We start from the raw sequence: 25610 nt of genomic DNA on the forward strand, positions 1-25610 counted from the left end.
TGTCTTATCCGTCTATAGCTTTACAGTTTTTTTGGATACACCATTCACTGTCAATGAAAGAAGAAGCAATTGCAAGATTTGATTATCCTGAAGAACTTAAGGAAAAATTGGTAGAGCTGGTTGTTTACCAGAACTATTCAAAAGAAGAAGTAGCTAAAAAGTACGGTGTGGCAAATACCTACATCCTCACCAACTGGATTAATTTGTACAAGAAGAAATTAGAGAAAGGAGCCGTAACTTTAGCTCCTATGGAAAAGCCAAAGACTAAAGATGCCGCTGAGCTGAAGAATCGGATAAAGGATCTGGAGAAGGCATTGGAGAAGGCCAATGTACTTATCTACGGTCTGAACTCTATGATTGACCATGCTGAAAAGGCGCACAAAGTTCCCATTAGAAAAAAGGGTGGTACCAAACAGTAAAGCTGATCAAGGAGAAACGCATTACAAGGATGGGCGTCGGGCCACTTTGTAGACTGTTTGGTAAGAGCCGACAAGCATATTATGATCATCTCAGGCATTACTCCCGGCAGGAGGAGCAGGAAGAAATCGTCATTGAGATGGTCCATCAGGTTCGCAGGGAGCTCCCGGGATTGGGAGGTCATAAGCTCTATAAGTGCCTTTATACGCCCTTTCAGAGCCATGGGATAAAAATTGGAAGAGATAAGCTTTATACCATTTTGGGGAAACACAAGCTTTTGATAGATAGAAAAAGAAGAAGCCCCAGGACAACCCAGTCCAATCATTGGTTTAGACGATATCCCAATTTGATAAAGGAGATGGAGATAGTCCGTAGTAACCAGTTATGGGTCTCTGACATCACTTATATTTGCATAGGTTACGATTTCAATTACCTTTCGCTGATTACCGATGCCTATTCAAGAAAAATCATGGGCTATTGCCTTCATTCTTATCTGAATGCCCAAGGATCGGTGAATGCGCTGAAAATGGCCCTTAAAGATCGAAACTCGGAGGCTCCGCTGATCCATCACTCCGACAGGGGTGTGCAATACTGCAGCTATGATTACACATCATTGCTTCGAAATAATGATATTTCCATTAGTATGACCGAAAACGGAGAAGCATACGAAAACCCCATAGCCGAAAGAATAAATGGGATTCTTAAAACAGAGTTCAAGCTTAATAGGGTATTTCAATCCAGAACCCAGGCAATGTTGGAAGTAACCAAGAGTATTGAATCCTATAATCATCTTCGACCCCACATGAGCTGTAATTACCTCACACCAACTGTAGCGCATACAACTAAGGAACCGTTAATCAAGCGGTGGAAGAACTGTAGGAAAAAGTATAAAAGAACTAATAAAAAACTATTAACTTTATAATTATTAACCCTTCCAAAACTGTAAAGGGAAACCCGTATCAGACCAACTGTAAACCTATATTAGTAGAAGACACGCGAAAGTTCAATATTTTTTCTTTTTTTAACGCTTTCTCGCTAATATAATTTTTGCTTTTTTATTTAATTAGTAGTTAAATATTAAGCGTTGTTTTACAGACAGTTTTGAAGAGCATATCAAAGGCCTTTTGTAATCGTTTATGCTAAAATCGGTTGGCTTCCCGCTAGCCGGACAGTTGGTATTGTTGACAGGTCTATTTTCATAATGCTTTGTAATCTTCTCTTTTAAATTAATTGGTTAAATTGCAAGATTACAAATATGCACAACAAATTTACCGATAACAACCAAATTGGATTGGTTTCAACATTTGAAGAACTTGTAACAACAAAATTTGTGGGAGCCATAAACGCCATTTGCTGGCACAGAACGCTTGTTGGAGATTTCCAAGAAGTGGTTGCCAAACTTCAATTAAAAGAAAATGTTACAGACATTTCAGCAAAAACGCTTTTGGCCTTGCATTTATCTCAGGAAGGTAGCATAGCCAGAAATATTGTCTTAAACGACCTGAAATTATTGGAGGATTTTGGCGCATCACCTTCCCTTAATTTACTTAAAAGTTACGAACGCGATGAAGAATTTGATTTCATTTCCACTGATGTATATTCTTATCACGTAGATCGCTCACCCATTGCTGCCGATACCTTTTTATGTACCTATTACGGGGCTGCAAGCGAAATTTTACCTAACAACCAGGTTGAACAGAAAGTTTTAATTCCTGAAGTTCGGCAAAAGCTTTGGGATTTGTATAAGGGTTCGGAACCAGGATTTGAAGACTTTTTGAAAGAATATTTCTTCGATCTGCATTATCAGCCTACACCCCATGCTAATCCTTTAAATCTAGGAGTAGGTCATCTGTGGAAATTGGCAGTCGATCATCCCGAACAAAGTGTTTTACCATGTGTTCATCGGGCACCTAAAGAAAATGACGGTGAATATCGCCTGCTTTTGATTTGTTGACAATCAACGACTCTTTAACCTGTGCTTTTCTTTGCTTTGCAATGGGGATTTTTTTCGAGGTGAAACTCATCATTAAATAGCCTGAATCTTCATTTAAAATACTCAAAACATATGTTTTGTTTACCAAGTGGGATTGATGGCACCTGATAAACCCATAAGGTGATAGCATCTCATCATATTCATACAATGGCTTAGAAATTACGTGCGCTATACCATTGGTTAAAAAGAAAGTAGTGTAATTGTTGGATGATTCGCAGCGAACGATTTCATTAATCGGTACCAAATGCGTTTCCTTTTGAGTAGCCAAGGCTATTTTCTGGTCTTCATATGGTTGTGGATGCGCTAATAAATGTAGCAGATTGTCTAATTTTAAGTGCTGTTTTTTCGCAACTAGAGATTGCTTTATTTTTTTGACTGTATTTTTAAGCTCTTCAATGTTAATAGGTTTTAAGAGATAATCGAGCGCTGAAAATTTAACAGCGGCAATTCCATAAGAATCATAGGCGGTGACAAATACAACGGCAAAGTCTGGATTTTGAAAGGATTTGAGCAAATCAAAGCCATTTTTATCTGGCATTTCGATGTCTAAAAATACTACATCAGGTTTTAATGCTAAAATTTGCGACCTTGCTTCATCAACACTAGTGGCGGTATCAATTACCTTAATTTCTTTGCAATGCTTGGACAGCAATGCATTTAAATTGCTGTTATTGATAGGCTCGTCGTCAACTAGTATAGCAGTAATCATTGTTTGTCGATCCAGTTATAAAACGTTAAAATAGCACTTGTACCAATTTGTTTCTCGAAATGGAGCATAATTTTTTGACCATTTTTAATTTTGTTGACGGTAGCAATTCTCTCTTCAGTTAAAGAGAGTCCATAACCTGTCTTGTGTTTGTTTACCCAAGTACCGTTATCATTTACGGCAATTACAAAACTATTCTTTTTTTGTCCTGGCGCACAAACAATCTGCAATTTACCCTGATCTCCCATTTTAGCCAAACCATGCTTAATCGCATTTTCTATCAGCGGCTGTAATAATAAGGTAGGTATTTCGAGCTCTGCAGGGTTCAAGGCTTCGCTAACGGTTATCTCCCACGAGAAATTAAAACGGAAAGCTTCAATCTTCATATAGAGCCTCATCATTTCCAATTCTTGGTCAAGCGTAGTGTAAAGCTGCTTACTTTTAGTCAATGTTTGTCTTAATAGCGAACTAAATTCCTGAAGATATTGATTGGCCTCATCTATTCGTTCTGTATTCATCAAACCCTGGACAGTACTTAAAGCGTTAAAAGTAAAATGAGGATTGAGTAACGATTGTAAGCGAGTTGCCGCCTGTTCCAATTTCTGCTGCTCGTTTTGGGTAGATCTTATTTTCTTTTTAAGTGTTATGGTGAGCATTAAGATCCCAATGGCTGTGAGCAGGATTAAAAATATCACATAAGTAATGGGCGATTGATACCAATACGGTTTTACCTTGACGTAAATAGTGCACACACTTTCTTTCTGAGCAACATAGTTAAAACGAAGTTCATATGCTGTATTTGCTTCAAACTTTAAGTTTTTGAAGTTGTATTTGCTACTTCCTCTTTGGATACGCTTGGTTTTTAGGTTACGAAGGGAAAGCTCGACCTCCATGTCATTGAAATCCATAGGCTGAACTATGTCGAGCCTGATTTTTTCGCCGGGCGATAAATTTAATTCATTTTCAATCCCATCCGTTTTTGAGGTATAAAAATGATGGTTATGATCGTAAAATTTGATTTTAGGAAAAAGTATTGGTCGGCGAAGGATATATCGTTTAACTAGTTTTTGGGTGGACTGTTCAAATACATCAATAAAATATTCTTTTCCGGGTAAGAGGTACAGGCTTCCGTTAAAGTTTTTTCCCTCCTTTTTGTCATGATAATATGCATGGAAATTTAGGTCGCCCGTTCTTTTAAAGGCATCTGTAGGGTAAATGTTTACATACCCCCCTGTGGTAAAAACATTTTCGGTTTTGCCCTTTGTGAAAGTTGTAATTTGGCTGCCCGAAACGCCTTTAGCTTCAAATTCAAAGTAGGACGTTGAGTGCTGAGCGTAACCAGTTGAAATGCTAAAAAATAATAGCATGTAAACACACCGTATTATAGCTGTAACAGGTTTTGTCGAATTTGAACTCATGATGGAAGGCTAATATAATATTAATATAAAAATTATTGCGCTTTGGCAAGATTAATCATTGTTTCAAGCTCATTAATTAGTTCTGAGTCGGATAAATAGCCCTCAGTTACAAACCTTATTTTACCTTTCCTATCTATCACCACCTTCGTAGGAATACCTTTTATTAAATAAGCCGAGGCCGTCGTAGATGATGCATCCAGTAACACGTTAAGCGGAAATTTATTTGTATCTACGTAATTTCTCACTTTTGTAGTTGGGGCTATTCCTGTTTCCTGTGTGGCTATATATAAGAAAACTACTTCTGGGTGTCGACCACTAATTTCTTTCATTGCCGGCATAGAAGCAACGCAGGGAGCACACCATGTGGCCCAAAAATCGAGTACCACTATTTTTCCCTTAAAACTGTCAAGAGACACTGTTTTTTCATTCAAATCTAACAGCTTAAAAACAGGGGCAACTTTGTTGCTAATCATCTTTTGTGCGACTTCTAGTGCATACTGTTGCTTTATGGTGCGCTGTAGCGAATCCAGAAATACAGTTACTTTCCCATCACTACCTAATTTTTGTAAAGCCAGTTTCTTAAAGAGGGTAGTCATTTTTATACTCGCCTTTCCCATGGCTACCGTTTTTAAGAGTAGATCATACGCCTTATCAGTTTGTCCATCAGCTACCAATAAAGCACTATAAAGTTCAATAGATGATTGCAGGAGATTTTCATTTCCAAGTAAGGCCTTTTCTTCATAGAATAATGCTTTTTTGTATTGGCCTTTTTGATGGAGTACGGTTGCGTAGCTCTCGTAATAAGGGTAAGCTGCCATTTTCATAAATCTGTTCCAATCTTCGAGGGCGAAGTTATTCGGTTTAGCAGATGGGTCATCTTTATAGGATTCATATAACTCAATCGTTTTTTTTGCCAGAACTGCCGCATAATTAAAAGCCTCGATTTTTATCAGGTTGGAAACGGCCATATTGAGGAAGGAAGTTTGGTTGAACTTGTTTTTGATTTTTCGGATATAAGCTTCGAAATGAGTATAGTTACCGGCATTGAGGAATGATAAGGCGACGTTTCCCTTTAACAGATCTATCTCTTCCACATTCTTACCTGTATCTAATTTGAAAACTTTGATGATGTTATACATCGTATGGATGTTTTTTTGAGGATTTTTTTCTGCATGCATTAACTGAATGCGTTTATTTAAAGCCTCTGTTTGTTGTGCATTCGTCTGCAAAACAATGCAAAAGATGATGTTGAATATTAATGTGACGATTTTCATAAAGATTATTTGAAGGCAAAATTAACCAGCTTGTACCAGGAATAATTATGCAAATGTGAGCAGCTACCTTATGCCTGTGAATTTGGTGTAGTGTGCTTAATTTAAACTAGTTTTTATATTATTGAATACAAAGACTACCTTTATAGTAGTTTATTCGCAAGATCATTGCAAAAACAAACATACATGGACGACGATTTCTTTAAGTATCTATTTGATAAACAAGTAAAAGCAGTTAGGCTTCCGGCAAATGATTTCATATCAGAATGGGCAATCAGGCTTATTAACCTATTGTACCCAGAAAGTAGGAACAGCAATTTTGAAGAACTGAATGCCGTACAGGAACAAGGAGAGCAGCTCAAGTTAGAATTGGTCAACCTGCTTCGTGCCAGCAGCCAAACCATCAACTCCGATCAAATCGCTGAAGATTTTTTCGATGGACTTCAAGCATTATATCATATCCTTGATACAGATATTGCTGCAACCTATGATGGCGATCCAGCGGCTATTTCAAGATTGGAAATTATCCGTACTTATCCGGGTTTTTATGCCATATGTTTTTATCGGATTGCCCATTTACTTCACCAGCAAAATGTACCGTTAATTCCCCGGATTTTGACAGAACATGCACATAGTAGAACAGGAATAGACATTCATCCAGGTGCAACAATCGGAGAATATTTTCATATAGATCATGGAACAGGAGTAGTAATTGGTGAAACTACCAAAATTGGTCGCCATGTAAAAATTTATCAGGGGGTTACGTTAGGCGCATTAAGTGTTAACAAGGATTTAGCAGGGAAAAAACGGCATCCGACGGTGGAAGATGGAGTGGTTATCTATGCGGGTGCAACTATATTAGGGGGAGAAACAATTATAGGTCATGATAGTATAGTAGGTGGAAATGTATGGCTCACAGAAAGTATTCTCCCTTATGCGACGGTGTATCATTCTCCGGTTATTACTATTAGAAATATCAACGAACTTAACTAAATTCAAATATGGCAAGCCTAATCGAATTAATTGGAAATACTCCAATGGCAGAACTTCAAAAATTGAATCCCAATCCAAATGTTAGAATATTCGCCAAATTGGAAGGGAACAATCCAGGGGGTAGTGTTAAGGATAGAACATCCTTAAATATGATTCGTAGCGCAATGGAACGGGGTGAAATTAAACCTGGAACAAAATTAGTGGAAGCTACCAGTGGAAATACTGGAATAGCTTTGGCGATGATCTCCGGGCTTTATAATTTAGAAATTGAATTGGTGATGCCTGCTAATTCTACGCGAGAAAGGAAAGTAACCATGGAGGCCTATGGTGCTAAGGTAACTTTGCTGGAAAGCATTGAGGTTTGCCGCGACTATGCCTTAGAAAAAGGTGCACAATCTGGTTACTTCCTTCTTAATCAGTTTGCAAACAGTGATAATTATATGGCCCATTACAAGACCACTGGTCCAGAGATATGGAGAGATACGGCAGAAAAAATTACTCATTTTGTGAGCGCAATGGGTACCACTGGTACAATAATGGGCTGTTCGAGATTTTTTAAAGAAAAAAACTCCGCTATTGAAATTATAGGATGCCAGCCTACAGAAGGATCGTCTATTCCGGGAATACGTAGATGGCCGCCGGCATATCTGCCTGAGATTTTCGAGGCAGAAAGAGTAGATCGAGTAATGGATATTGCGGAAGAGGAAGCGGTGCAAATGGCCCGTAAACTGGCGAAAGAAGAGGGTATTTTTGCAGGAATGAGTTCTGGTGGCGCCTGTGCGGCGGCGGTTAAGCTTGCAAATGAAATTGATCAGGGAACAATTGTTTTTATCACTTGTGATAGAGGCGATAGGTATTTGAGCAGCGAACTTTTTGGGTAGTATTAAATTTGTTTACTGCTAACCGCATAGGAAAGTGCTTCTACCATATTGCTAACACCAAAGCGCTCAAAAATTCTCCTTCTATAGTATTTAACGGTATCGGTAGCTACAAATATTTTCTCAGCTATTTGATTAATGGTAAGTCCCTGGGCATGTAAACGCAAGATCTCTATTTCTCTTTTTGTAAGTTGTGGTTTTATAGACTTATGCCAAATGCTGGTTCCTAAACTTAACTCCCATTTTTGTTCAGAACCTTGTTTATAGATAACAACATGGCCGGCATTCTTATGATGCGAAATAGAAACGATACAGATCGCCTTCCACATTCTTCCATCACTTGTTAAAAAGAGTGGGGTTAGTTTATGATTTATCAAAATCTTTCTGCCATCCTTATTAACTAAATGAAAATCGTAAGTGATACTATATTGTCTTTTGTCACTAGCGGGCAGGTTCTTAAAAAAATCAAAACCTGCTTCATTTATCTGATCCAAGAGTTTTAAGTCCTGCTCTGGAACATGTTGAAAGTAAAATTGATACCCTAAGTTGAGTACTTCTGCAGCCGAATGTCCGCATAAGAACAATGGATTGTCTGAAACATATTCAAAAGCCATTTTTTCGTAATCGATCACATAAATGCTCTCGTAGGTTAATTGCGAAAACGCTTTTACAGCTTCGAGATAGTGAGTCTGTTGAACCCGATCTTCTTCCGGTACTTCTCTTACAATATTTTTGCTAAGCAGACTTGAGTCAATCTTATCTTTCATATCCTGTTCTAGCTAACAAAACTACACTAATGTGTAGGCTTTGAAAATAATTTTATAGAGATTTTTGTATAAATTTTTAAATACATGCCTAATACCACCATGAAATGCTCAAGCTGTAAAAATACAGTAAATGGTAATTTTTGTAGCAGTTGTGGTCAACCAACGCAGCTTAAGAGAATAGACCAGCACTATGTGCTACATGAAATTCAACATATTTTGCACTTTGAAAAAGGCATTCCCTACACCATCAAAGAGCTATTAATTGCTCCGGGCAAGAATGTTAAAGAATTTTTAAAAGAGAATAGAAGCAGACTGGTTAAGCCAATTCTTTTTCTCGTACTTAGCTCTTTAATGTACACAATCATTAATAACGTGTTTCATATAGAACAGGGATATGTAGATTTTAAGGAAGAGAAACATACAGCTTTAGGTTCAATTTTTTCTTGGATTCAAAATCATTACGGCTATGCGAACATCCTTATGGGAGTTTTTATTTCTGCATGGATAAAGGTGTTTTACAAAAAGTATGACTACAATTTTTTTGAAGTATTAATTCTGCAATGTTTCATTTTGGGAATTTCCATGCTGGTTATTTCTTTATTTGCGCTACTGGAAGGATTATTGCAAGTAAATTTAATGCAGATTTCTGGAATATTCAGTGTTGCTTATTGCATTTGGGGAACAGGACAGTTTTTTGATAAAAGCAGTGTAGCAAGCTATTTGAAAGCACTAATTTGTTATTTATTGGGAATGATTACCTTCCTTACGTTAGCAATAATGCTGGGGCTTTTTATTGATGCATTATAAGTTGAAACTTTCGTCTCTTTTTATACTGACTTTAATTATAACCTGTAACAACTCCCGCATTGATGATTCTAAATGAGGTATGGAAAAATTGGGTTCGGGAGAGTTCTTCGGCGTAACAAATCAAACACTGGAAACAGGTGGACTGATTTTAACGAATACCGCCTATACCCACGAGTATGTGGACTGGCACTACCATGAAAATGTGTATTTCACTTTTATGCTCAAAGGAAGAGTAATCGAAGGCAATAAAAAAGACAAACTTCACCTCTCGGCAGGAAGCTTGTTATTTCACAATGCTCAGGAATCCCATTATAATATCAAACCACCTGGAGAAACCAAAGGGATGCATCTTGAAATTGAAAACCGTTGGATTAGGGAAATATATCCTAATGCGGATATTAATGAGGGGAGCTATGAAGTGACTTGCCCTAAAACTAAAATCTTGTTTTATAGACTTCTAAAGGAAAGTCAGGTAGCCGATAATCTGACAATACTTGGGATTCAAAATTTGGTAATCGAAGCAGTTGATCCATTTTTTAAAAGCCAAGCTGAATCAAGGTCCAGACCTCCTTGGGTTGATAAAGCAGGCGAGCTGTTACAAGACATGTATCTCAGTCCTCCAGGACTTCGGGAAATGGCCTCAGAAATTGGTGTACATCCTGTCCATTTATCGAGATCGTTTACCAAGTACTACTGCTGTTCAATTGCCGAATATGTCCGGCTGTTAAAAGTTGAAAGAGCATTTTCCGAATTCTCGATAAGGGAAAATTCTCTTAGTACTATTGCCCACCGCTGTGGATTTGCAGATCAAAGTCATATGATAAGGTGTTTCAAGGAATTTAGCGGAAATACCCCATCATTTTTTAAACGACTTATTAATTCGTAGCTAGATGTTAATCTTGTTCTATTTTGTGCGATCATGCTGCTTTACCTTTGCATAAAACAAATTCATAATGCGAAAATTTTGTACAATAACCCTTCTTTTTTCACTAACACTTTTTAAGCTGCAATCCCATGCACAGAAAATGGCTTTTTTTGATTTCAGACCGCTAAGAGACAGTGTAAATAAACCTCTTGCCTTTTCTTATAATATCGGTTCAGATAAGGACCTGTATTTGTTATTATCACCCGATGTTTCTCTTCAGACTGAACTTGCTAAGTTAGCTCCACACATAAAAACCGAAGAACTTTTAGCTATTGGTAATTATAGTTTTGATTTTTATATAGATGGGAAAAAAGCTTATACCGAAAATCTGGGGCCAGGCGCTATCTTGCCACAAGATAAGGTTACTAATCGTCCATTGGATATTGTGTTAATCAGCTCAAACAGGTCGGGCTTATGGAGCATCAACCTCTGGGATCGTTTCATGGCAAATGCTGGGATGTCTCTCTTGGGTAGAGAGCCAAAAGTGCTGGAAATAGAAATCAGTGCGTATGTTAAGCAAAACGAAGTTAAATACAGTGGAAGGCTGGCAAAAACACAAATCAATATCACAAGGATTCCTAAGATAGTAGATCCGTTGAAAATGAAACCCCAGCTGATAGCTGAAGGAAGTGGTTTTAAACTTTCCAAAGCGAAGCTGAACAAAGAGTTGATTGTTAGGCTGAATACCAGGATCGCTGAACAGACCTATCGCATGATTAACGGTATAGTGGTGCTGAAGAATGGGGAATTACTTTTAGAACAGTATTATAACGGGGAAAAAAGGGAAACATTCCACGATCCAAGGTCAGTTACTAAATCTATCACCTCCACCCTTACTGGGATGGCAATTGACGATGGATTTATTAAGTCTGAAAACCAGATGCTAAAGGAATTTTATTCGCTTCAAAAATACGCTAACTATAGTACGAAGAAGGATAGTGTAAGACTTGTAGATTTATTGAGCATGAGTGCCGCATTTGATGGTGATGATGAAGTCGAAATCTCTCCCGGAAATGAAGAAAATATGTACCCTACGACTGATTATACAAAATTTACGCTTGATTTACCAATGGATCCAAATAGGAGAAATGGGGCAGGTTGGACCTATTTTACGGCGGGTACCAATTTAGTAATGGATGTGCTCGATAAAAATATACCGGGTGGTGTAGAGTTATATGCCAATAGAAAATTGTTTACGCCTTTGGGTATTGCTAAATTTGAATGGGCACGAACCCCACAAGGCAAGCCTTTTGGTGGTGGAGGGCTTCGGTTACGTGCACTAGATTTTGCAAAGTATGGTCAGCTTTATTCAAATGGGGGTATATTTAATGGCGAGCGGTTGGTTAAAAAGTCTTGGGTAGAAAAAAGTCTGTCGCCAATACAAGTTCTGCCGGCTGATAAAGCCGGGTTTTACGGACTTCTTTTTTGGAGTAAGACTTTTAAGGTAGCTGATAAATCGCACGAAGTTTATTATAGCAGTGGAAATGGCGGTAACAAGATCTATATATTTAAAAATCTGCCCATTGTGATAGTTATAACTGCGTCAGCATATGGCAAGGCATTCGCACATCTTCAAGCTGATGAGATTGTAGAAAAGTACCTACTGCCCGCAATTTTATGATTTATTTTATATTAAATTTTCCCCTCACTGTCATTTGAGAAGAATCCTTCCGCATTCATAATGGGGGCCTTCTTTAAATCTTCCTGACTATTAGCAATTTTTAACTTCGACGTAGGCCAATCGATAGAAAGGATATTGTTAGGGGTAATCACCACGCTCTCTTTAGCGGAAGTGAACACATCATCTATTAGTAAATAGGAAACAGACCAGTTGGATATGTCGATGCCTATATTCTTTACAAGTCCTACGCGGCCCTGTTGGTTGTGGACTTCGTATTTCGCAATTTGATGGAAACTTCGCAAATGTGGATCAAATTCTTGTTTAGGTTCTGCACTGCTAACCAAAGCTGACGCACCCTTTACCATTCCTGTTGTTGGCCAGCCCATACCGGCTCCACCAATCGAAGGCCAGGAATAATGGTCAAATAGACTTGATTCTTGTTGACGTGATACGGGTTTGTCCATGTCTATAGGAGGACTATTTTTAATTTGTTGTTTGGTAAGCTTAATGCTTAAAACGCTACTTGAGGTATCTTTAATAGCGCTAATAGCTGCCGGCGAAATTAGTACCTTGCGCTTAAAAAGCCAGTTCCCGGTTTCTATTACGAGGTACCTCACAACCCAGGAATGGTCGTCGAAATAAATATCCTTCACGGAACCTATTTCTCCATCTAAAGCAGCTATGGAGAATCCAAGAAGTTCTTTTGCATGTAGTAACATAATTCCTGTAGTTTACCTAAACAACAAAACCGAAAGAGGATTGTTGTAAATAGTTAAAATTCTCTCTGGATATCTAAGCGTAATGTCATCAAAACAACTTTATTGCTCAGTTTAGGGTAGAAAAGACTATCTTATGGCAAGCGCCGACTAAAAGGTGCATTTTGTTACACTAAAATTTTACGAATTTGGCATTAAAAAAAGCAGGATTTAACAGGGGATTACGTATGCCCTTCAAGAAAAAAGAACCAGAACATAAAATTAACCATTTCATAACTTCCAGTGAGGTGCGTGTATCTGGAGAGAACATTGAACCGGGAATTTATCCCCTAGCAAAGGCCATAGAACTGGCCGAAACACAATCGCTCGATTTGGTGGAGATAGCTCCAAAGGCAATTCCGCCAGTATGTAGGATTATCGACTACAGCAAATTTCTATACGAGCAGAAAAAAAAGCAGAAGGAAATCAAAGCAAACGCTAAACAGACAGTGATAAAAGATATTCGGTTTGGACCGAATACAGACGACCATGATTTTCAATTTAAGCTTAAGCATGCATCTTCATTTCTAGAAAGCGGCGAAAAAGTACGAGCATTTGTACATTTCAAGGGCCGCTCCATTGTTTACAAAGACAGAGGGGAGATTTTGCTGCTTAAATTTGCGCAGGCGCTTGAAGAAATAGGAAAAGTAGAACTTCTTCCAAAGCTTGAAGGCAAGCGTATGTTTTTGACACTCGCGCCAAAAACAACTAAAAAATAGCTTAGTTTATCTCATTCAAACACTTATAAATGAACAAATTTTCAGAAAGGCTCATTTGGGGAAATACAACCTCTGAATGGGCCATTGCCATTGCGATTATTCTTGGTCTTTTTATCCTCATTAAACTTTTTAAATCTGTTGTGCTACAACGCCTTAAAAAATGGACGAGTGGTACAGAAAACAATTGGGATGATTTTATAGTAACAATGGTAGAAAACTCCATTTTACCTCTTTTATACATCAGCTCTTTTTATTTCGGCATTAAAACTTTATCCCTTAATGATAAAGTAGACAACATAATCCATATTGCCTATCTGGCAGCATTTACCTTCTTCGTCCTCAAAATGATTAGTGCCGCATTCAGAAAATTTGTTTACTCATTTATTAAACGAGATGATAAGAGCGGTGACAAGGAGAAACAGGCGGGAGGATTAATAGTCATCGCTAATGTACTGATTTGGATTATTGGTTTGATCTTTTTCATAGATAATCTCGGCTACAACGTTACCACCCTGATTGCTGGTCTAGGAGTGGGAGGTATTGCGATTGCATTAGCTGCACAAACTGTGCTTGGTGATCTTTTTAGTTACTTTGTCATCTTTTTTGACCGTCCATTTGAAATCGGTGACTTTGTTGTCATAGGGGATAAGAATGGGACGATAGAGTACATTGGAATTAAGACCACGCGTATCAGAACCCTAAGTGGCGAACAGCTTATTTGCTCAAATACTGACCTAACAAATTCGAGACTACATAATTTCAAGAGAATGGAGCGTAGAAGAATTGTGTTTTCTCTGGGATTAACTTATCAGGCAACCAGTCAGCAGTTAAAAGAAGTGCCTGAGTTGGTAAAGGAGATTATCTCCACTAAACCGAAACTCCAGTTTGATAGAGGACATTTTTCTGGCTATGGTGATTTTAGTCTGAATTTTGAATTCGTCTATTTTGTTTTGGATTCGGATTACAATGTCTTTATGGATTATCAACAAGCTGTGTACCTTGATATTTTTACCGCATTTGAAGAACGTGGGATAGCATTTGCATACCCAACCCAAACTTTATTCATGGGCGACCAAAGTTAAAAATTATATCAGATGATCTCCTGTCTGAAACTGCATGGAGTCTAATAAGGAGGATACTAAGAACGGAGTACTGAGATTAAACTTTGCAAAGGAAGCTTGGTGGCCGACTTTAATGGTATATGCACCATTTACATTTGCTAAGATTTTAAACATATCTTCATCTGTCTGGTCGTCGCCTATGCACAAGATGAAGTCGTACACGGCCACATCTAAAAGTTTAGCAATAGCAATCCCCTTATTAACTCCACTATTCCTCACTTCAATAACTTTGTGTCCATTAAGTACATCTAATGGCATTTGTATGGTGTATTCTACGAGTTCTTCATGGAGATTTCTGGATCTCTTTTCGGCCAGATAAGGATCGGCATTGCGATAATGCCAGGCAATAGAAAAATCTTTTTCCTCTACAAATGTGTTCGGACTTCTGAATACGTAGTGGTCCATCATCTTTCTAATCTTCGTTTTCCAGGTAGTAGATTCAGCTAACGCTTGGTTTAGCCATTTACTGCCTTTATCACGGATTTTGGCTCCATGTTCGGCGATAAGCCCAATCGGTAAATGGCCCAACCATTTTTCAAGTGTATGGCTATCTCTACCGCTTACAATGTAGATGTCATTATTTTCAGATTCTGAGAGCTGTCTTAACAACTCAAGAAGTTCGCTATTGGGAGCAGCTTTGGCCGGATCTTTAGAAAAGTTGACCAACGTGCCATCGTAATCTAACAACAGTAGGTTTTTTTTGCTGGATGTATAATCAGAAAGTAATTCTTGACGAGCAAAGTTGTCAAGGAATTTTACTTCGAATTTCAATTGCTGGGATTTTATCTGGTTCAGTTTTTCAAAAAAATCAACAGTCCAGGTATTTATATCATAATTTTTAACAATGTTCCGAATATTCTTCATGCGCAAGCGCTGTTCATCGGAGGTCATTGCTAACCCTTGGGCAATTTTCTCTGTAATTTCATCAATATCGTTAGGATTTATAAGCAACGCATCTGTTAACTCTGCAGCTGCACCGGCCATTTCGCTTAAAATTAATACTCCCTGTTCATCCTTACGGCTAGCTACAAACTCCTTAGCTACTACATTCATGCCATCTCTGAGCGGAGTAACGAGTGCAATGTCACAAGCGGTATACAACCCACATAATTCATGAAAGTCTAAATGGTTATAATGATAAATAACGGGTTGCCAAGTGATGCTGCCTATCGTACTGTTCAGTTTTCCTATATATTCGTCGATCTTTTTTTTGCGTTCACTATATTTAGAACTAACATCCCGCGAAGGAACTATGATCAAAATGAAAACGATATGGCCAATATATGCTGGATTAAGATGAAGAAATTTCTCATAAGCGAGTAGCTGATTGTAAATTCCTTGGTGATAGTCGAGCTGGTCGACCGAAAACAGCATTTTGTTACTGCTTTTAAGTTTCAGGTAGTTTTGTCTGAATAAACCTACTTCCGGGTGAGTGTAAGCATTATTAAATCCATTGAAATCGATGCTCATAGGAAATGAATCCACTTGTACTTGGCGGTTTCCCCATTGGATATATTGGTTGTCATGTTCAACCTTAAGTGACATGTCGACTGTTTTAAGAAAATGTGCAACATACTCCGAGGTATGGAATCCAATTAGGTCTGCACCTAGCATCCCTTCTAAAATCTGTTTTTGCCATCGCTTGGGAATAATTCTGAACAATTCGTAAGATGGAAATGGAATATGTAGAAATAATCCGATAGTAATATTCGGGAATTTTGCCCTAAGCATTCCTGATAGGGGCAACAGGTGATAATCGTGTATCCAGATAACGTCTTCAGGGTGAATTATTCCGCTGAGTTCGTTTGCAAATGTCTCGTTTATCTTTTGATATGCTTCAAAAAAAGAAGGGTCATATTCAGCTAACGACGGCGAATAATGAAATAGAGGCCAAAGTAAAGAACTACAAAATCCTTTATCATATTTTTCATATTCTTGGTCATCTTTTGCAAATACGGGCAAATATTGATCATTAGACTGCCCTGTATCTAGTTTCTCCCAAGTTTTACGGTCGCAGTTTGGTGTGCCTATCCAAATGCGTTCAGAAAATACGCTACTCCCGCTACTTAATAGATAAGCTTCAACTGCCGAGATTATGCCGCCAGAGGATTGATGAGTAGTGTATGATCCATCTTGGTTTTCAATAGTTATAGGCAATTGGTTGGAGACTATCAGTAATCTTTTCTGCATAATTAAGGTGTTTTTCCTAGCGTGAGAGGCATAAATTTGCCAAGAGTAATTCTCTAGGACATTGGGAAAAATAATGTTTTCTGATTCTCAGAAGATGTTACAAAGTTATAAAAAATATTTTTAACCAGATTTTTGAAAAGGTTGAAGCGATGTAAACGACAGCCTGCTTAGTAGATAAATAAAATAAACATTTTTTTACCAAGCCTGTTTCTTAATGAGACTAAAATATCAAACAATGTCAAAGAAACAGCATACAACTGATCAGGTAACTCCTAGGGATGGACTCGATAATACAGGCACGCAGGGTTATGATTCATTAAGTGATGATGCCTTCACCGGGTCTTCCGAAAAACCACTCGAAAATCCCGATAACCATGAAAGTGGAACTGGAAGCTCCTCAGAAGATTTTCCTGATATTAAGGTTGAGTAAGTTGCTTTTTTTCCATTTTCTTCCCTTTTTTTAACCAGATGATTAAACCGGTTACCGGGAGTGCAGCGGCAATGAGGCTAACGATGAAAGCGACTAATTTCCCAACTAATCCAAAGGCAGTTCCTGTATGCAGGTCGTAGTTTAGTGCGATAAGTTTTGTGGTAATTTTGGAACTTGCAACAGGGCGGGCTGATTGGAGCAGTTTACCATTGTATTGATCAAAACGATATTGCATGCGGTCATAAAGGTGGTGGTGGTGTTGATACGCAGATAGGTTAACCGTGCCACTTTTTGCAGCTGGAAAATTATATAGAAAATATGCAGTTTTAGGAGCCTGATGTAAGGCTTGTTTTAATATATCATCTGCAGAAGCCTTGGTACTCAAAGTAGTATCTGAAAGTACTTTCGATTTTGCTTCAGTTGTGAGATCGAAAGACCAAGCTAAGCCGGTTAGGGCAATAATGAGCAGCAAAAGCATAGCGTAAAAACCTAGCACGTTATGTAGGTCGTAGTTCAACCTTTTAAACTTACTGTTCCATTTTATGGTGAGGCTTTTTTTAAGCTGCTTGTGTTTCCATTTTTTTGGCCACCAGAGCACAAGGCCAGATAGTAACAATATAACGAAGCATACAGTAGACCATTTTACTATAAAATGTCCCAGACCTTCTCCCAGCAGTAAATTCATATGAAGGGCAAGTACAACAGTAAAAAATTCTTGTGATGCGTCTTCCATAAATATAACCTTTCCTGTATATGGGTCAAGATATACTTTTAGATAATAATCGTAATAGTTCCAATAGCCAGTTGCTTTTTTATTAATTTTAAATGCACGAAACATAAAGCTCCGGGTAGGATCCTGCGAAATCTCGGCCCTGGTAATACGGTGTTCTTTACCAAGCGATTTCCGAGCTATCTCTAAAAGGGTGTCTAAAGGAAGTTTTTCACGATGAGGTACGGCACTTACAAAACGCCTGTCTTTATAAATCACATCTTTGATCTCATTAGAAAAGGCATAGATTGCGCCAGTGAGACCTAATATAAACACCACTAGCCCGGATGCTAATCCGAGCCAGAGGTGCAATTGTGTGATAAGTTTCTTAATTTTCAAGTTTAAAATTTAAAAGTTAAGCCCGCGGCAACTGTTCTTGGTGGCTGAGCAGTTAAAGTTCCCTGTCCGGTGAAGTAGCGCTCGTCCCTAAGATTGTCTACTTTCAAACCTATTCTATATTTTGGCCTGTCGTAGAAAAGGGTGGTGGTTATCAAAGTGTAACTAGGTAACGTAAATACACCTGTTACCGCCGAATTTCCAGTCATGTGCTTTCCGATGTAATTTACGCCTGTCCCCAAACCAAGCCCCTGAAGGCTACCCGTAGGAATTGTATAGCTGATCCAGGAATTGATCAGTGTAGCTGGACCGGCCGATGCGGGACGTCTTCCTTCTAGTGCAGCTGTAGATTTAGTAAGCTTGCTGTCGTTATAGCTATAACCTGCGATAACATTTAATCCGCTAACTGGGTTCGCAATCACTTCGAATTCTATCCCCTTACTTTGCTGAGTTCCATTCTGCACCGTTACTACATAATTTGTTCCACCCACGTTAACTTCTTCCGGACGGGTCATATTGCTGACTGAAATGTCGTAATAGCTGGCGGTGAAGCTCAGTTTTCCTTCGAAAAGATCTGTTTTTATCCCTCCTTCATACTGGTTGGCATGTTGTGGCTTAAGGGTTCCTGAAACATTTGAGCCTGCAGGTTGAGTTACGGGTTGGAGATTCGAGAAACCATTCATATAATTTCCGAATATGGAAATGCGATCTGGAAGAATTTGGTAAACGAGACCGAATTTTGGCGATATAGCGGTTTGCATATATTTTGAATTAGCTACAATACTGTTGCTTGCCTGATTTAAAGTGCCGCGGTTTTGAAAACGGTCTACACGAAGACTTAACATCCCCATTAACCGATCAGTGAAGTTCAGGACGTTGGAAGCATAGGCACTATAGATATTGCTCTTAGTACCGTTCTTAGTAGGTGCTGCCGCTGATGCCGCAAGCTTGCTTTCTACTGCAGTTCTAGAAATTTTTACATAATTAGGGTCGGCAGGATTGCGGCCACTAACATTATCGAAAACAATATATGGAGAGTTGTCATTATTAATAGTCTGGTTTAGATAGTCGAGCCCCACCACCATTCTATTGCGCAAGCCTAATACCTTAAAGTCGCCGATAAAGTTCTGTTGGAAATCTGTTGCTGTATTAACCGAATTTTGTAGGGATATGTTACGCTCGAGCATCTCATCTGTTGCAGCACCTCTTATGAATGAATAAAGATAGAACCCTTCCGAGCGACGGTTATTAGCTGAGTAGATTGTTTGCGAGGTCCAGCTATCTGATAGCTTATAGGTAATTTGCCCCTTCATATTCACTGTTGGGTTTTTCATCACCAGATCATTGCTGGTGTAAGAGCGCTTCCAGTTAAAGTTTAGTTCCGAAGGGTTAGTCGCAATATAAGGACGTACACGGTTAAGGAATATCGTTGAAGGACTGGTACCTTCAAGCGAGTAGAAGCTTGCGGTTAAGCTGATATTTAATCGCTCGCTGGCACGGTATTCTATGGTGGGTGCAACGAAAATAGATCTTTTGAAGCCTGCGTCTTGAAAGCTTCCTTGGTTCTGATAGGCCGTATTCAATCGGAAAAGTAATTTTTTGTCGTCATTTACCGGTCCATAAACATCAGCACTTAGTCGATTTAAGCCGTAGCTGCCAGTCGTAAAGTTCACCTCACCGCCAAGTGTATCAATAGGCTTTTTAGTAACGATGTTGATTAATCCTCCGAAAGAAACTACTGCACCGCCAAATAGCGTTCCAGAAGGGCCTTTGATCAATTCAACGCGCTCTATGTTAGCGGGTTCAATCTCGCCATTGGTTTGAGATGGAACACCGTCAACGAAAGCTGCTTCAGTCCTAAATCCACGCATGGCATAGAATGATGCGCCATCACTATTGATCCCTCTATTATTTTGGAGCTTATAAACCCCCGGAGAATTCTTCAGTGATAAACTGAATTCCGTTACCATTTGTTCGGTTAAAAGCGTTTTTGGAATGGTAGTGTAAATTTGTGGGTTCTCTAAGTTACCCAATGGCATTTTTGCCGAGGTTGTTGTCTTTTTTACAGAGAATTTGTTTGTACTTCCTCCATTAATTACCACCTCTTCTAATTGTTGGTTGCTCTCTGAAAGGGTAAAATCTTGGATTTGAGTTTCACCATCTCTTAAAACAATTTGACGTTGCTGTTCCCCTAATCCAACATAGCTGGTGATAAGTGTATAACTGCCTGCTTTTAGTTCCTTTAACGCGTAATGCCCCTTGGCATCCACCTGAGCGGTTTTGCCACCCTTAATGGCAACGGTTACAAATTCAGCCGGCTTTCCATCTTTTGTTTTAACAGTTCCACTAACTACGGCACTACCGGGACTTTGTTGGGCTTGTACGGTGAAATGGCCAATAACAAAACAAATGGCCATGAAGAGACTGAATGCTTTTTTTCTTTTTAAGGTACAAGATTTGTACATACTTTTGCAATTGTTAATTAATGATAAATTGGTTGACAATACTACCCGGTGTAAAGGTTTGGCGACTGAGCACCGGGTTTTTTAGTTTTTATTTCTTTTGCAAAAGTATAATTTTAATTGGACTCATTCTAAATAATAAAAAATTTTCTTTAATCGGTTTTTTGGTAAGCTCTGATTTAGTCCTACATTTGCGCGAGATGGCAAATAGGAAGGGCAAAGAGATTAGGTTATTTTTTGCGGAGCTTGGTGGCGAAGAGCTTAGTGATGCGTTGCGTAATACTATGGCTATCATAATGCCACTTTTGGTTTTCTTTTACCTAGGTATGCCTCAACTTGCCATCGGTATTGCAACTGGGACATTGTTAATTGCTAATGCCGACTTGCCTGGAAATCGAAGTGACAAGTTGCAAGGTGCCTGGTTAGCGATTCTACTATTTCCAACTGTAGCGATTGTTACCGTGTTATGCCTTTCACAGATTATCCTGCTTTCTGTATGGATTGGGCTTTTAACGTTTTCGTTAATGATGACAAGTGTTTTTGGACAACGCATCGGAGCCATAGGTTTGTTAAGTGTAATTTTAGCAACCTTCACCATCGGCTTGCATCCGGCTTCGGCATTGAACTATGGTTTCTATATCTTTCTTGGCGTAATCTGGTACCATTTGGTTAGCCTCACGCAAATTATGCTTCTGCCTTACCGATCATTGACGAGGGCATTACGAAAATGTACTAAGCAAACGGCTGCGCTCATGGAGCTTCGCGCAAGTGGTTATGATCCCACTGCTCCTTTAAGTGGTTTCAATGAACGAAACATTCGATTACATCTAAAAGTTAATGCAAGTCATGAATTAATTAGGCGGCTCCTTTTAAGCGATAATTTAGCCATGAGGGAAGAGAGCATTAAAGGTAAAAAGATGTTGGCGAAATCGATGGCGCTGATTGATCTATATGAACAAGCGAGCGCAGTGCACCATGATTATCCATATCTGAGAGCGACCTTAGCTGGCAGTAACGCCCTCGAACTAATAGGAGATTCTATTATTTGCCTAGCAAAACAACTTGATAAAGGCGTAACGGAAAATAAAGAATTATTGGACGATAAAATTGCAAAACTTGTAAGATTGTCTCAAGGTAGTGATGAAAAAAGCGAACTCATTGGCAAACTGCTTGCCAATCTACGTCAGACAAGGTTATTGGTTGAAAAGGTAAATGGCCAGAAACACACTGTTGGCGATCCGAGCATTCTACGGTTTCAAGAGTTTATTTCGGAAGAAGGTTTCAATTGGGAGCTATTGTTAAAAGAACTTAACATAGATTCGCCTATATTTAGGTTTGCTTTACGCTTAGCGATATTGCTTGCTTTTAGTATAGTAATTTTGTTTGTTTTTCCGGGCGACCGTTACGGGTATTGGTTGCCATTAACCCTCATAGTGGTTAGCAGACCTAGCTATGGCCCAACTAAAAAAAGGAATATAGAACGGATAGTGGGAACGTTAATCGGGCTTGTTGTTGGTTGGGGAGTGTTAGTAATGACTGATTCTAATACTTTTCAGTTGCTCTTTGCTGCAGCATTTCTGTATTCTTTTTTTGTATTCTTTAATTCTCGCTACTGGCTAAGTGCGATGGGAATCACTGCAGCTGTGGTACTAAGTCTTGCAGTTTATCACGGACATCCACTCAATATACTCTCAGATAGACTATTGTTTACACTAATGGGTTGCACAATGGGCGTATTCGCTACTTTTTTGTTTCCTATCTGGCAATCAGGAAGACTGAAAGACCTATTTGTGAAAGTGCTTATAGCCAATCGGGATTACCTATATCAAGTTTCTATTGCGGATGAAGAAAATGGAATGCATCAAGTGCGACTAGCTAGAAAGCGAGCCTATCAGACATTATCTGTATTGAGTGAAGCTATGTTGTTAAGTGCCACTGAACCAAAATGGAAAAGAGTAGAACTCGGTGCGGCACGACAAATTCAGCTGCTGTGTTTTCAATGTAATGGACTAATTGCAGCAATGAGCAGTGGAAAAGACAACAGAAGTGCCCCTTATGACCAGCATTTACTAGATGGGATGGATCAATGCATTGCGCAATGTATTAAGTCTGATTTGCCTAACTGGAAAGCAGTTGGTTACGCAACAACAGCATCAGAGCAACCTATGGAGATTAGCGGTGTTATTACAAAATTATATACCTGCTTCAGTAAATAACACTTAATTAAACTTCATTTGTGACCCTAGCAAATTTATTTCTATATTCAATGGGCGTAAGTCCGGTAATCTTTTTGAAGATATCCCTAAATGATTTCGTATCGGTATAGCCCACATCAAACATTATTTCTGATACGTTTTTTCTGGATGCTTCGAATTTCTTTTTCGCAGCCTCGATCCTTACTCTTTGTATATACTCTATAGAAGTATTGTTAGTAGCCTCTTTGAATCTCCTTTCAAAAGTTCTACGACCCGTATTGATTAAGCTTGCTAAAGATTCAATAGTTATTTTATCTTCATAATGTTTTTCAATATGATCTTGTACTTTTTGAATTTCCTCATCCCCATGGTTTCGCTGACCTCTGAATATAGCGAACTGGGACTGACTGTCTCTTCCGATATCTAGGGCAAAATATTTTGAAATCATGACAGCAGTTTCTCTATCAGCATACTTTTCAATTAGATATAATATTAAATTCCATAAACTGCTAGCCCCACCACTGCTATAAATATTATCATATTCTGTTATAATTGCCCCGTCTTCTACCTCCACTTCGGGATATCTTTCTCTAAACTCGTTGATATGAGCCCAATGTGTTGAGCATTTTTTGCCATTTAATAACCCTGTTTCAGCCAGAAGAAACGCACCGATACACAAGCTTGCAAGACTTGCACCTTTCTCATGTAACTTTTTAAAATAGGGTATAGCCTCTGCATTGGCCAGTATGCCTTTGCCGGTGTCGCCATAGGTAGGTGGAATAATAAGTAAATCCGTTTCCGTTACCTCTTTCAGCAACCGGTCGGTTTTTACCGTGTATTCACCATTGTTGGCTGGAACATATTGGTTTAAACCCACATACTCAACCTTAAAAATGGGTTCTTTATTGAAAGTAGTTAGAAACTCATTCGCAGTATTAAAACTTCTAAATGCCGGGGTAATTGCTTCAATTACACCATACTCAGGAACAAATACGGAGATTCTCATGTCAATTTATAAGATTAGACCATAAAGCTATAAAATAGTTGTCACAATCCACCTCTTATTTGTCGTGTTTACAATGTACCTATTTTTAAGTGTTGCTGTACTTTTGGATAGTTAAATCATTATAAACAAAAATCAAATAACAATGGACCAGTTAAAAAAAATTACGGTAAAGGCAACGATAAAAGCGCCTATCGCAGAGGTTTGGAAAACATGGAACACACCGGACGACATTATTAAATGGAATACTCCAGATCCAAGTTGGCATACTCCAACTAGCGAAAATGACCTACGGGTTGGTGGTAAATTTAAAAATAGGATGGAAGCGAAGGACGGTAGCTTCGGCTTTGACTTTGAAGGCACGTATGATACAGTAGATCTCCATAAAGAAATTACTTACACCATGGGTGATGGGAGACAAGCAACTACCACATTTGAAGAAAAAGATGGGGAAGCTATCGTACAAACCGTTTTTGATCCTGAAACAGAAAATGATCCTGAATTTCAGAAACAAGGATGGCAAGCTATCCTGAATAGTTTTGTAAAATATGTTGAATCAAATAACTAAATTATGAAAAAGAATAAAACCATCTTTTGGATAGCAACAATTATCTTAATACTTTGGGAAGGTGTAATGCCACTTGGTACCATACTTATGGCACCGGAGTACGTGAATGCGGGAACGAAACCTTTGGGATATCCGGATTATTTTGCCTACACGCTTATTGTTTGTAAAGTGTTAGGAGTTTTTGCTATTGCGTATGCTAAAACACCTGTTAAGTTAAGAGAATGGGCTTATGCCGGACTTACCTTTAATTTAATATTCGCTTTTATCAGTCATGCCTGCGTAGATCAGAACACGGGCTATATGTTGATGCCATTGGTAGTATTGGGTATTCTTGCAGTATCTTACGTGTATGGCAATAAAATAAGACATCAGGAACAAACTAATTATCAATCTATTGGTTAATATTATTTAATTTAAATTATAAGAAAATGGCAAATAGCGTTTCATTACATCGGATTATTAAAGCAAAGCCTGAGAAGGTATTTAAAGCATTTACAGACCCAGTTGCACATGCAACATGGATACCGCCCTACGGTTTTGTATGCACGGTTCAGGAAACGGATTTTAAAGTAGGCGGAAAGTTTAAAATGACCTTTTTAAATTTCAGTACTGGCAATGGGCACTCTTTCGGAGGGGAATACCTCGAAATTAAACCGAACGAATTGATCAAATATTGCGATCGGTTTGACGATCCGAGCCTGCCCGGAGAAATGATTACAACTGTATGGATGAGAAAGGTCTTGGTTGGTACAGAACTCAAAGTATTGCAAGAGGGGATTCCCGAAGCAATACCTGCCGAAATGTGCTACTTAGGTTGGCAAGAGTCGCTAGAAAAGTTGATTAAGCTTGTAGAACCTGAAATACCAGATGCTTAACATGGAGAAGACAGGTGCAATTTTTATCACCTTTTCTGGAAATTGTAAAGAGGCCCTCACGTTTTACCGAAACTGCTTTGGGGGCCAATTGCAATTTCAAACTTTTGAAAAGGAATTAGGAACTTACAAAGAACTGCCTGTGGTTACTGGCTCGCTGATTTCTGAGAGGGTGACCATTTATGGCTCAGACTTAGTGCACAACGAAGGAAGAAAACTCGGGAATTATATGGCTATTTTTTTGCAATGTCAAAATGCCAGAGATAGAAAACAGCTTATGGAGCAGTTGGATTTTAATAATAAGCCGATCTTCAGTGGGCAACTTGATCGCCAACAACTCATTGAGCTAACTGACCCTTTTGATGTAAGATGGGTATTGGGTGTTTAGTTCCCA

General features: G+C 38.7%; 25 protein-coding genes. 16 read left to right on the top strand and 9 right to left on the bottom strand.

What is annotated here, in order from left to right; genetic code table 11:
• From BM207_RS12380 to BM207_RS12390, 3 genes are all read left to right on the top strand, one after another.
• Positions 1–419 (top strand): transposase (locus tag BM207_RS12380; RefSeq protein WP_218155055.1); only part of this gene is annotated, 419 nt, incomplete at its 5' end.
• Between the two features lie 29 nt (positions 420–448).
• Positions 449–1339 carry an IS3 family transposase gene (locus tag BM207_RS12385; RefSeq protein ID WP_090992497.1) on the top strand — a complete coding sequence of 297 codons (891 nt, stop codon included), beginning with the start codon at positions 449–451 and terminating at the stop codon, positions 1337–1339.
• 333 nt (positions 1340–1672) lie between these two features.
• A complete protein-coding gene (locus BM207_RS12390) occupies positions 1673–2371 on the top strand; it encodes a DUF1826 domain-containing protein (RefSeq protein WP_090994453.1) in 699 nt (232 codons plus the stop codon).
• Here the strand turns inward: BM207_RS12390 and BM207_RS12395 are convergent.
• The 3 genes from BM207_RS12395 to BM207_RS12405 are packed head-to-tail and all read right to left on the bottom strand — an operon-like array spanning position 2328 to position 5808.
• Positions 2328–3119, bottom strand: a complete 792-nt coding sequence (locus BM207_RS12395) for a LytR/AlgR family response regulator transcription factor (protein WP_090994455.1) — start codon at positions 3117–3119, stop codon at positions 2328–2330. The two genes, BM207_RS12390 and BM207_RS12395, sit on opposite strands and share 44 nt — an antisense overlap.
• Positions 3116–4534: a sensor histidine kinase gene (locus BM207_RS12400; RefSeq protein WP_090994457.1), complete on the bottom strand. Its 1419-nt coding sequence runs from the start codon at positions 4532–4534 to the stop codon at positions 3116–3118. The genes BM207_RS12395 and BM207_RS12400 overlap by 4 nt, the downstream gene beginning before the upstream one ends.
• 32 nt (positions 4535–4566) lie before the next feature.
• Complete coding sequence (locus BM207_RS12405) at positions 4567–5808, bottom strand: TlpA family protein disulfide reductase (protein ID WP_090994459.1); 1242 nt, start codon at positions 5806–5808, stop codon at positions 4567–4569.
• A 183-nt stretch (positions 5809–5991) separates the two neighbouring features.
• On the opposite strand from BM207_RS12405, the gene BM207_RS12410 reads away from it, so the two are divergent.
• Both BM207_RS12410 and cysM read left to right on the top strand, forming a co-directional pair.
• Complete coding sequence (locus tag BM207_RS12410; protein ID WP_090994461.1) at positions 5992–6798, top strand: serine O-acetyltransferase; 807 nt, start codon at positions 5992–5994, stop codon at positions 6796–6798.
• A gap of 8 nt (positions 6799–6806) precedes the next feature.
• Complete coding sequence (gene cysM, locus BM207_RS12415) at positions 6807–7679, top strand: cysteine synthase CysM (protein WP_090994464.1); 873 nt, start codon at positions 6807–6809, stop codon at positions 7677–7679.
• A 2-nt stretch (positions 7680–7681) separates the two neighbouring features.
• Here the strand turns inward: cysM and BM207_RS12420 are convergent, their stop codons facing one another.
• A complete protein-coding gene (locus BM207_RS12420) occupies positions 7682–8443 on the bottom strand; it encodes a response regulator transcription factor (RefSeq protein ID WP_090994466.1) in 762 nt (253 codons plus the stop codon).
• An 84-nt stretch (positions 8444–8527) separates the two neighbouring features.
• Here BM207_RS12420 and BM207_RS12425 point away from each other — a divergent pair, with 84 nt between their 5' ends.
• The 3 genes from BM207_RS12425 to BM207_RS12435 all read left to right on the top strand — a co-directional run bounded on the left by BM207_RS12425 (position 8528) and on the right by BM207_RS12435 (position 11796).
• A complete protein-coding gene (locus BM207_RS12425; protein ID WP_245768095.1) occupies positions 8528–9250 on the top strand; it encodes a DUF3667 domain-containing protein in 723 nt (240 codons plus the stop codon).
• Between the two features lie 79 nt (positions 9251–9329).
• On the top strand, positions 9330–10136 hold the full coding sequence (locus BM207_RS12430) for a helix-turn-helix domain-containing protein (RefSeq protein ID WP_090994468.1): 807 nt from the start codon (positions 9330–9332) through the stop codon (positions 10134–10136).
• A 67-nt stretch (positions 10137–10203) separates the two neighbouring features.
• Positions 10204–11796 carry a serine hydrolase domain-containing protein gene (locus BM207_RS12435; RefSeq protein ID WP_090994469.1) on the top strand — a complete coding sequence of 531 codons (1593 nt, stop codon included), beginning with the start codon at positions 10204–10206 and terminating at the stop codon, positions 11794–11796.
• Positions 11797–11807: 11 nt separating this feature from the next.
• Here BM207_RS12435 and BM207_RS12440 read toward each other — a convergent pair whose 3' ends face one another.
• The gene (locus tag BM207_RS12440; RefSeq protein WP_090994471.1) at positions 11808–12515 is read right to left on the bottom strand and encodes a PRC-barrel domain-containing protein; all 708 of its coding nucleotides are present in this window, start codon (positions 12513–12515) and stop codon (positions 11808–11810) included.
• Between the two features lie 185 nt (positions 12516–12700).
• Between BM207_RS12440 and infC the strand changes: the two genes are divergently transcribed.
• Both infC and BM207_RS12450 read left to right on the top strand, forming a co-directional pair.
• Positions 12701–13270 (top strand): translation initiation factor IF-3, encoded by a 570-nt coding sequence (gene infC / locus BM207_RS12445; protein WP_090994473.1) that lies wholly within the window; start codon positions 12701–12703, stop codon positions 13268–13270.
• 29 nt (positions 13271–13299) lie between these two features.
• Positions 13300–14352, top strand: coding sequence for a mechanosensitive ion channel family protein (locus tag BM207_RS12450; RefSeq protein ID WP_090994475.1), 1053 nt, complete (start codon positions 13300–13302; stop codon positions 14350–14352).
• Positions 14353–14355: 3 nt separating this feature from the next.
• On the opposite strand, the gene BM207_RS12455 is transcribed toward BM207_RS12450, so the two are convergent.
• Positions 14356–16581 (bottom strand): bifunctional alpha,alpha-trehalose-phosphate synthase (UDP-forming)/trehalose-phosphatase, encoded by a 2226-nt coding sequence (locus tag BM207_RS12455; protein ID WP_090994478.1) that lies wholly within the window; start codon positions 16579–16581, stop codon positions 14356–14358.
• A gap of 235 nt (positions 16582–16816) precedes the next feature.
• On the opposite strand from BM207_RS12455, the gene BM207_RS12460 reads away from it, so the two are divergent.
• Complete coding sequence (locus BM207_RS12460; RefSeq protein ID WP_143095954.1) at positions 16817–17011, top strand: hypothetical protein; 195 nt, start codon at positions 16817–16819, stop codon at positions 17009–17011.
• On the opposite strand, the gene BM207_RS12465 is transcribed toward BM207_RS12460, so the two are convergent.
• On the bottom strand, positions 16998–18119 hold the full coding sequence (locus tag BM207_RS12465; RefSeq protein WP_177217114.1) for a PepSY-associated TM helix domain-containing protein: 1122 nt from the start codon (positions 18117–18119) through the stop codon (positions 16998–17000). The two genes, BM207_RS12460 and BM207_RS12465, sit on opposite strands and share 14 nt — an antisense overlap.
• A gap of 2 nt (positions 18120–18121) precedes the next feature.
• Positions 18122–20581 (bottom strand): TonB-dependent receptor, encoded by a 2460-nt coding sequence (locus BM207_RS12470; RefSeq protein ID WP_090994484.1) that lies wholly within the window; start codon positions 20579–20581, stop codon positions 18122–18124.
• Positions 20582–20778: 197 nt separating this feature from the next.
• Here BM207_RS12470 and BM207_RS12475 point away from each other — a divergent pair, with 197 nt between their 5' ends.
• Positions 20779–22794, top strand: a complete 2016-nt coding sequence (locus tag BM207_RS12475; protein ID WP_177217115.1) for an FUSC family protein — start codon at positions 20779–20781, stop codon at positions 22792–22794.
• A gap of 7 nt (positions 22795–22801) precedes the next feature.
• On the opposite strand, the gene BM207_RS12480 is transcribed toward BM207_RS12475, so the two are convergent.
• Positions 22802–23779, bottom strand: coding sequence for a GlxA family transcriptional regulator (locus tag BM207_RS12480; RefSeq protein ID WP_090994486.1), 978 nt, complete (start codon positions 23777–23779; stop codon positions 22802–22804).
• 142 nt (positions 23780–23921) lie between these two features.
• Between BM207_RS12480 and BM207_RS12485 the strand changes: the two genes are divergently transcribed.
• From BM207_RS12485 to BM207_RS12500, 4 genes are read left to right on the top strand one after another with little or no spacing between them, the layout of a single operon-like run.
• Positions 23922–24344, top strand: a complete 423-nt coding sequence (locus tag BM207_RS12485) for an SRPBCC family protein (RefSeq protein WP_090994487.1) — start codon at positions 23922–23924, stop codon at positions 24342–24344.
• A 3-nt stretch (positions 24345–24347) separates the two neighbouring features.
• Entirely contained in the window at positions 24348–24746 is a 399-nt protein-coding gene (locus tag BM207_RS12490) for a DoxX family protein (RefSeq protein ID WP_090994488.1), read from the top strand.
• Between the two features lie 26 nt (positions 24747–24772).
• The gene (locus BM207_RS12495; RefSeq protein ID WP_090994489.1) at positions 24773–25219 is read left to right on the top strand and encodes an SRPBCC family protein; all 447 of its coding nucleotides are present in this window, start codon (positions 24773–24775) and stop codon (positions 25217–25219) included.
• Between the two features lies 1 nt (position 25220).
• Positions 25221–25604 (top strand): glyoxalase, encoded by a 384-nt coding sequence (locus tag BM207_RS12500; protein WP_245768096.1) that lies wholly within the window; start codon positions 25221–25223, stop codon positions 25602–25604.
• The last annotated feature ends 6 nt before the right edge of the window (positions 25605–25610 follow it).

Origin of the sequence: Pedobacter insulae, from assembly GCF_900113525.1 — a bacterium.
In the GTDB taxonomy this organism is placed as follows: Bacteria; Bacteroidota; Bacteroidia; order Sphingobacteriales; family Sphingobacteriaceae; genus Pedobacter; species Pedobacter insulae.

What these genes read in the sequence shown, in the direction of transcription:
- BM207_RS12385 (WP_090992497.1), top strand. Translation starts at nt 449, where the DNA reads ATGGGCGTCGGGCCACTTTGTAGACTGTTTGGTAAGAGCCGACAAGCA.
- BM207_RS12390 (WP_090994453.1), top strand. Translation starts at nt 1,673, where the DNA reads ATGCACAACAAATTTACCGATAACAACCAAATTGGATTGGTTTCAACA.
- BM207_RS12395 (WP_090994455.1), bottom strand. Translation starts at nt 3,119, where the DNA reads ATGATTACTGCTATACTAGTTGACGACGAGCCTATCAATAACAGCAAT.
- BM207_RS12400 (WP_090994457.1), bottom strand. Translation starts at nt 4,534, where the DNA reads ATGAGTTCAAATTCGACAAAACCTGTTACAGCTATAATACGGTGTGTT.
- BM207_RS12405 (WP_090994459.1), bottom strand. Translation starts at nt 5,808, where the DNA reads ATGAAAATCGTCACATTAATATTCAACATCATCTTTTGCATTGTTTTG.
- BM207_RS12410 (WP_090994461.1), top strand. Translation starts at nt 5,992, where the DNA reads ATGGACGACGATTTCTTTAAGTATCTATTTGATAAACAAGTAAAAGCA.
- cysM (WP_090994464.1), top strand. Translation starts at nt 6,807, where the DNA reads ATGGCAAGCCTAATCGAATTAATTGGAAATACTCCAATGGCAGAACTT.
- BM207_RS12420 (WP_090994466.1), bottom strand. Translation starts at nt 8,443, where the DNA reads ATGAAAGATAAGATTGACTCAAGTCTGCTTAGCAAAAATATTGTAAGA.
- BM207_RS12425 (WP_245768095.1), top strand. Translation starts at nt 8,528, where the DNA reads ATGCCTAATACCACCATGAAATGCTCAAGCTGTAAAAATACAGTAAAT.
- BM207_RS12430 (WP_090994468.1), top strand. Translation starts at nt 9,330, where the DNA reads ATGGAAAAATTGGGTTCGGGAGAGTTCTTCGGCGTAACAAATCAAACA.
- BM207_RS12435 (WP_090994469.1), top strand. Translation starts at nt 10,204, where the DNA reads ATGCGAAAATTTTGTACAATAACCCTTCTTTTTTCACTAACACTTTTT.
- BM207_RS12440 (WP_090994471.1), bottom strand. Translation starts at nt 12,515, where the DNA reads ATGTTACTACATGCAAAAGAACTTCTTGGATTCTCCATAGCTGCTTTA.
- BM207_RS12450 (WP_090994475.1), top strand. Translation starts at nt 13,300, where the DNA reads ATGAACAAATTTTCAGAAAGGCTCATTTGGGGAAATACAACCTCTGAA.
- BM207_RS12455 (WP_090994478.1), bottom strand. Translation starts at nt 16,581, where the DNA reads ATGCAGAAAAGATTACTGATAGTCTCCAACCAATTGCCTATAACTATT.
- BM207_RS12460 (WP_143095954.1), top strand. Translation starts at nt 16,817, where the DNA reads ATGTCAAAGAAACAGCATACAACTGATCAGGTAACTCCTAGGGATGGA.
- BM207_RS12470 (WP_090994484.1), bottom strand. Translation starts at nt 20,581, where the DNA reads ATGTACAAATCTTGTACCTTAAAAAGAAAAAAAGCATTCAGTCTCTTC.
- BM207_RS12475 (WP_177217115.1), top strand. Translation starts at nt 20,779, where the DNA reads ATGGCAAATAGGAAGGGCAAAGAGATTAGGTTATTTTTTGCGGAGCTT.
- BM207_RS12480 (WP_090994486.1), bottom strand. Translation starts at nt 23,779, where the DNA reads ATGAGAATCTCCGTATTTGTTCCTGAGTATGGTGTAATTGAAGCAATT.
- BM207_RS12485 (WP_090994487.1), top strand. Translation starts at nt 23,922, where the DNA reads ATGGACCAGTTAAAAAAAATTACGGTAAAGGCAACGATAAAAGCGCCT.
- BM207_RS12490 (WP_090994488.1), top strand. Translation starts at nt 24,348, where the DNA reads ATGAAAAAGAATAAAACCATCTTTTGGATAGCAACAATTATCTTAATA.
- BM207_RS12495 (WP_090994489.1), top strand. Translation starts at nt 24,773, where the DNA reads ATGGCAAATAGCGTTTCATTACATCGGATTATTAAAGCAAAGCCTGAG.
- BM207_RS12500 (WP_245768096.1), top strand. Translation starts at nt 25,221, where the DNA reads ATGGAGAAGACAGGTGCAATTTTTATCACCTTTTCTGGAAATTGTAAA.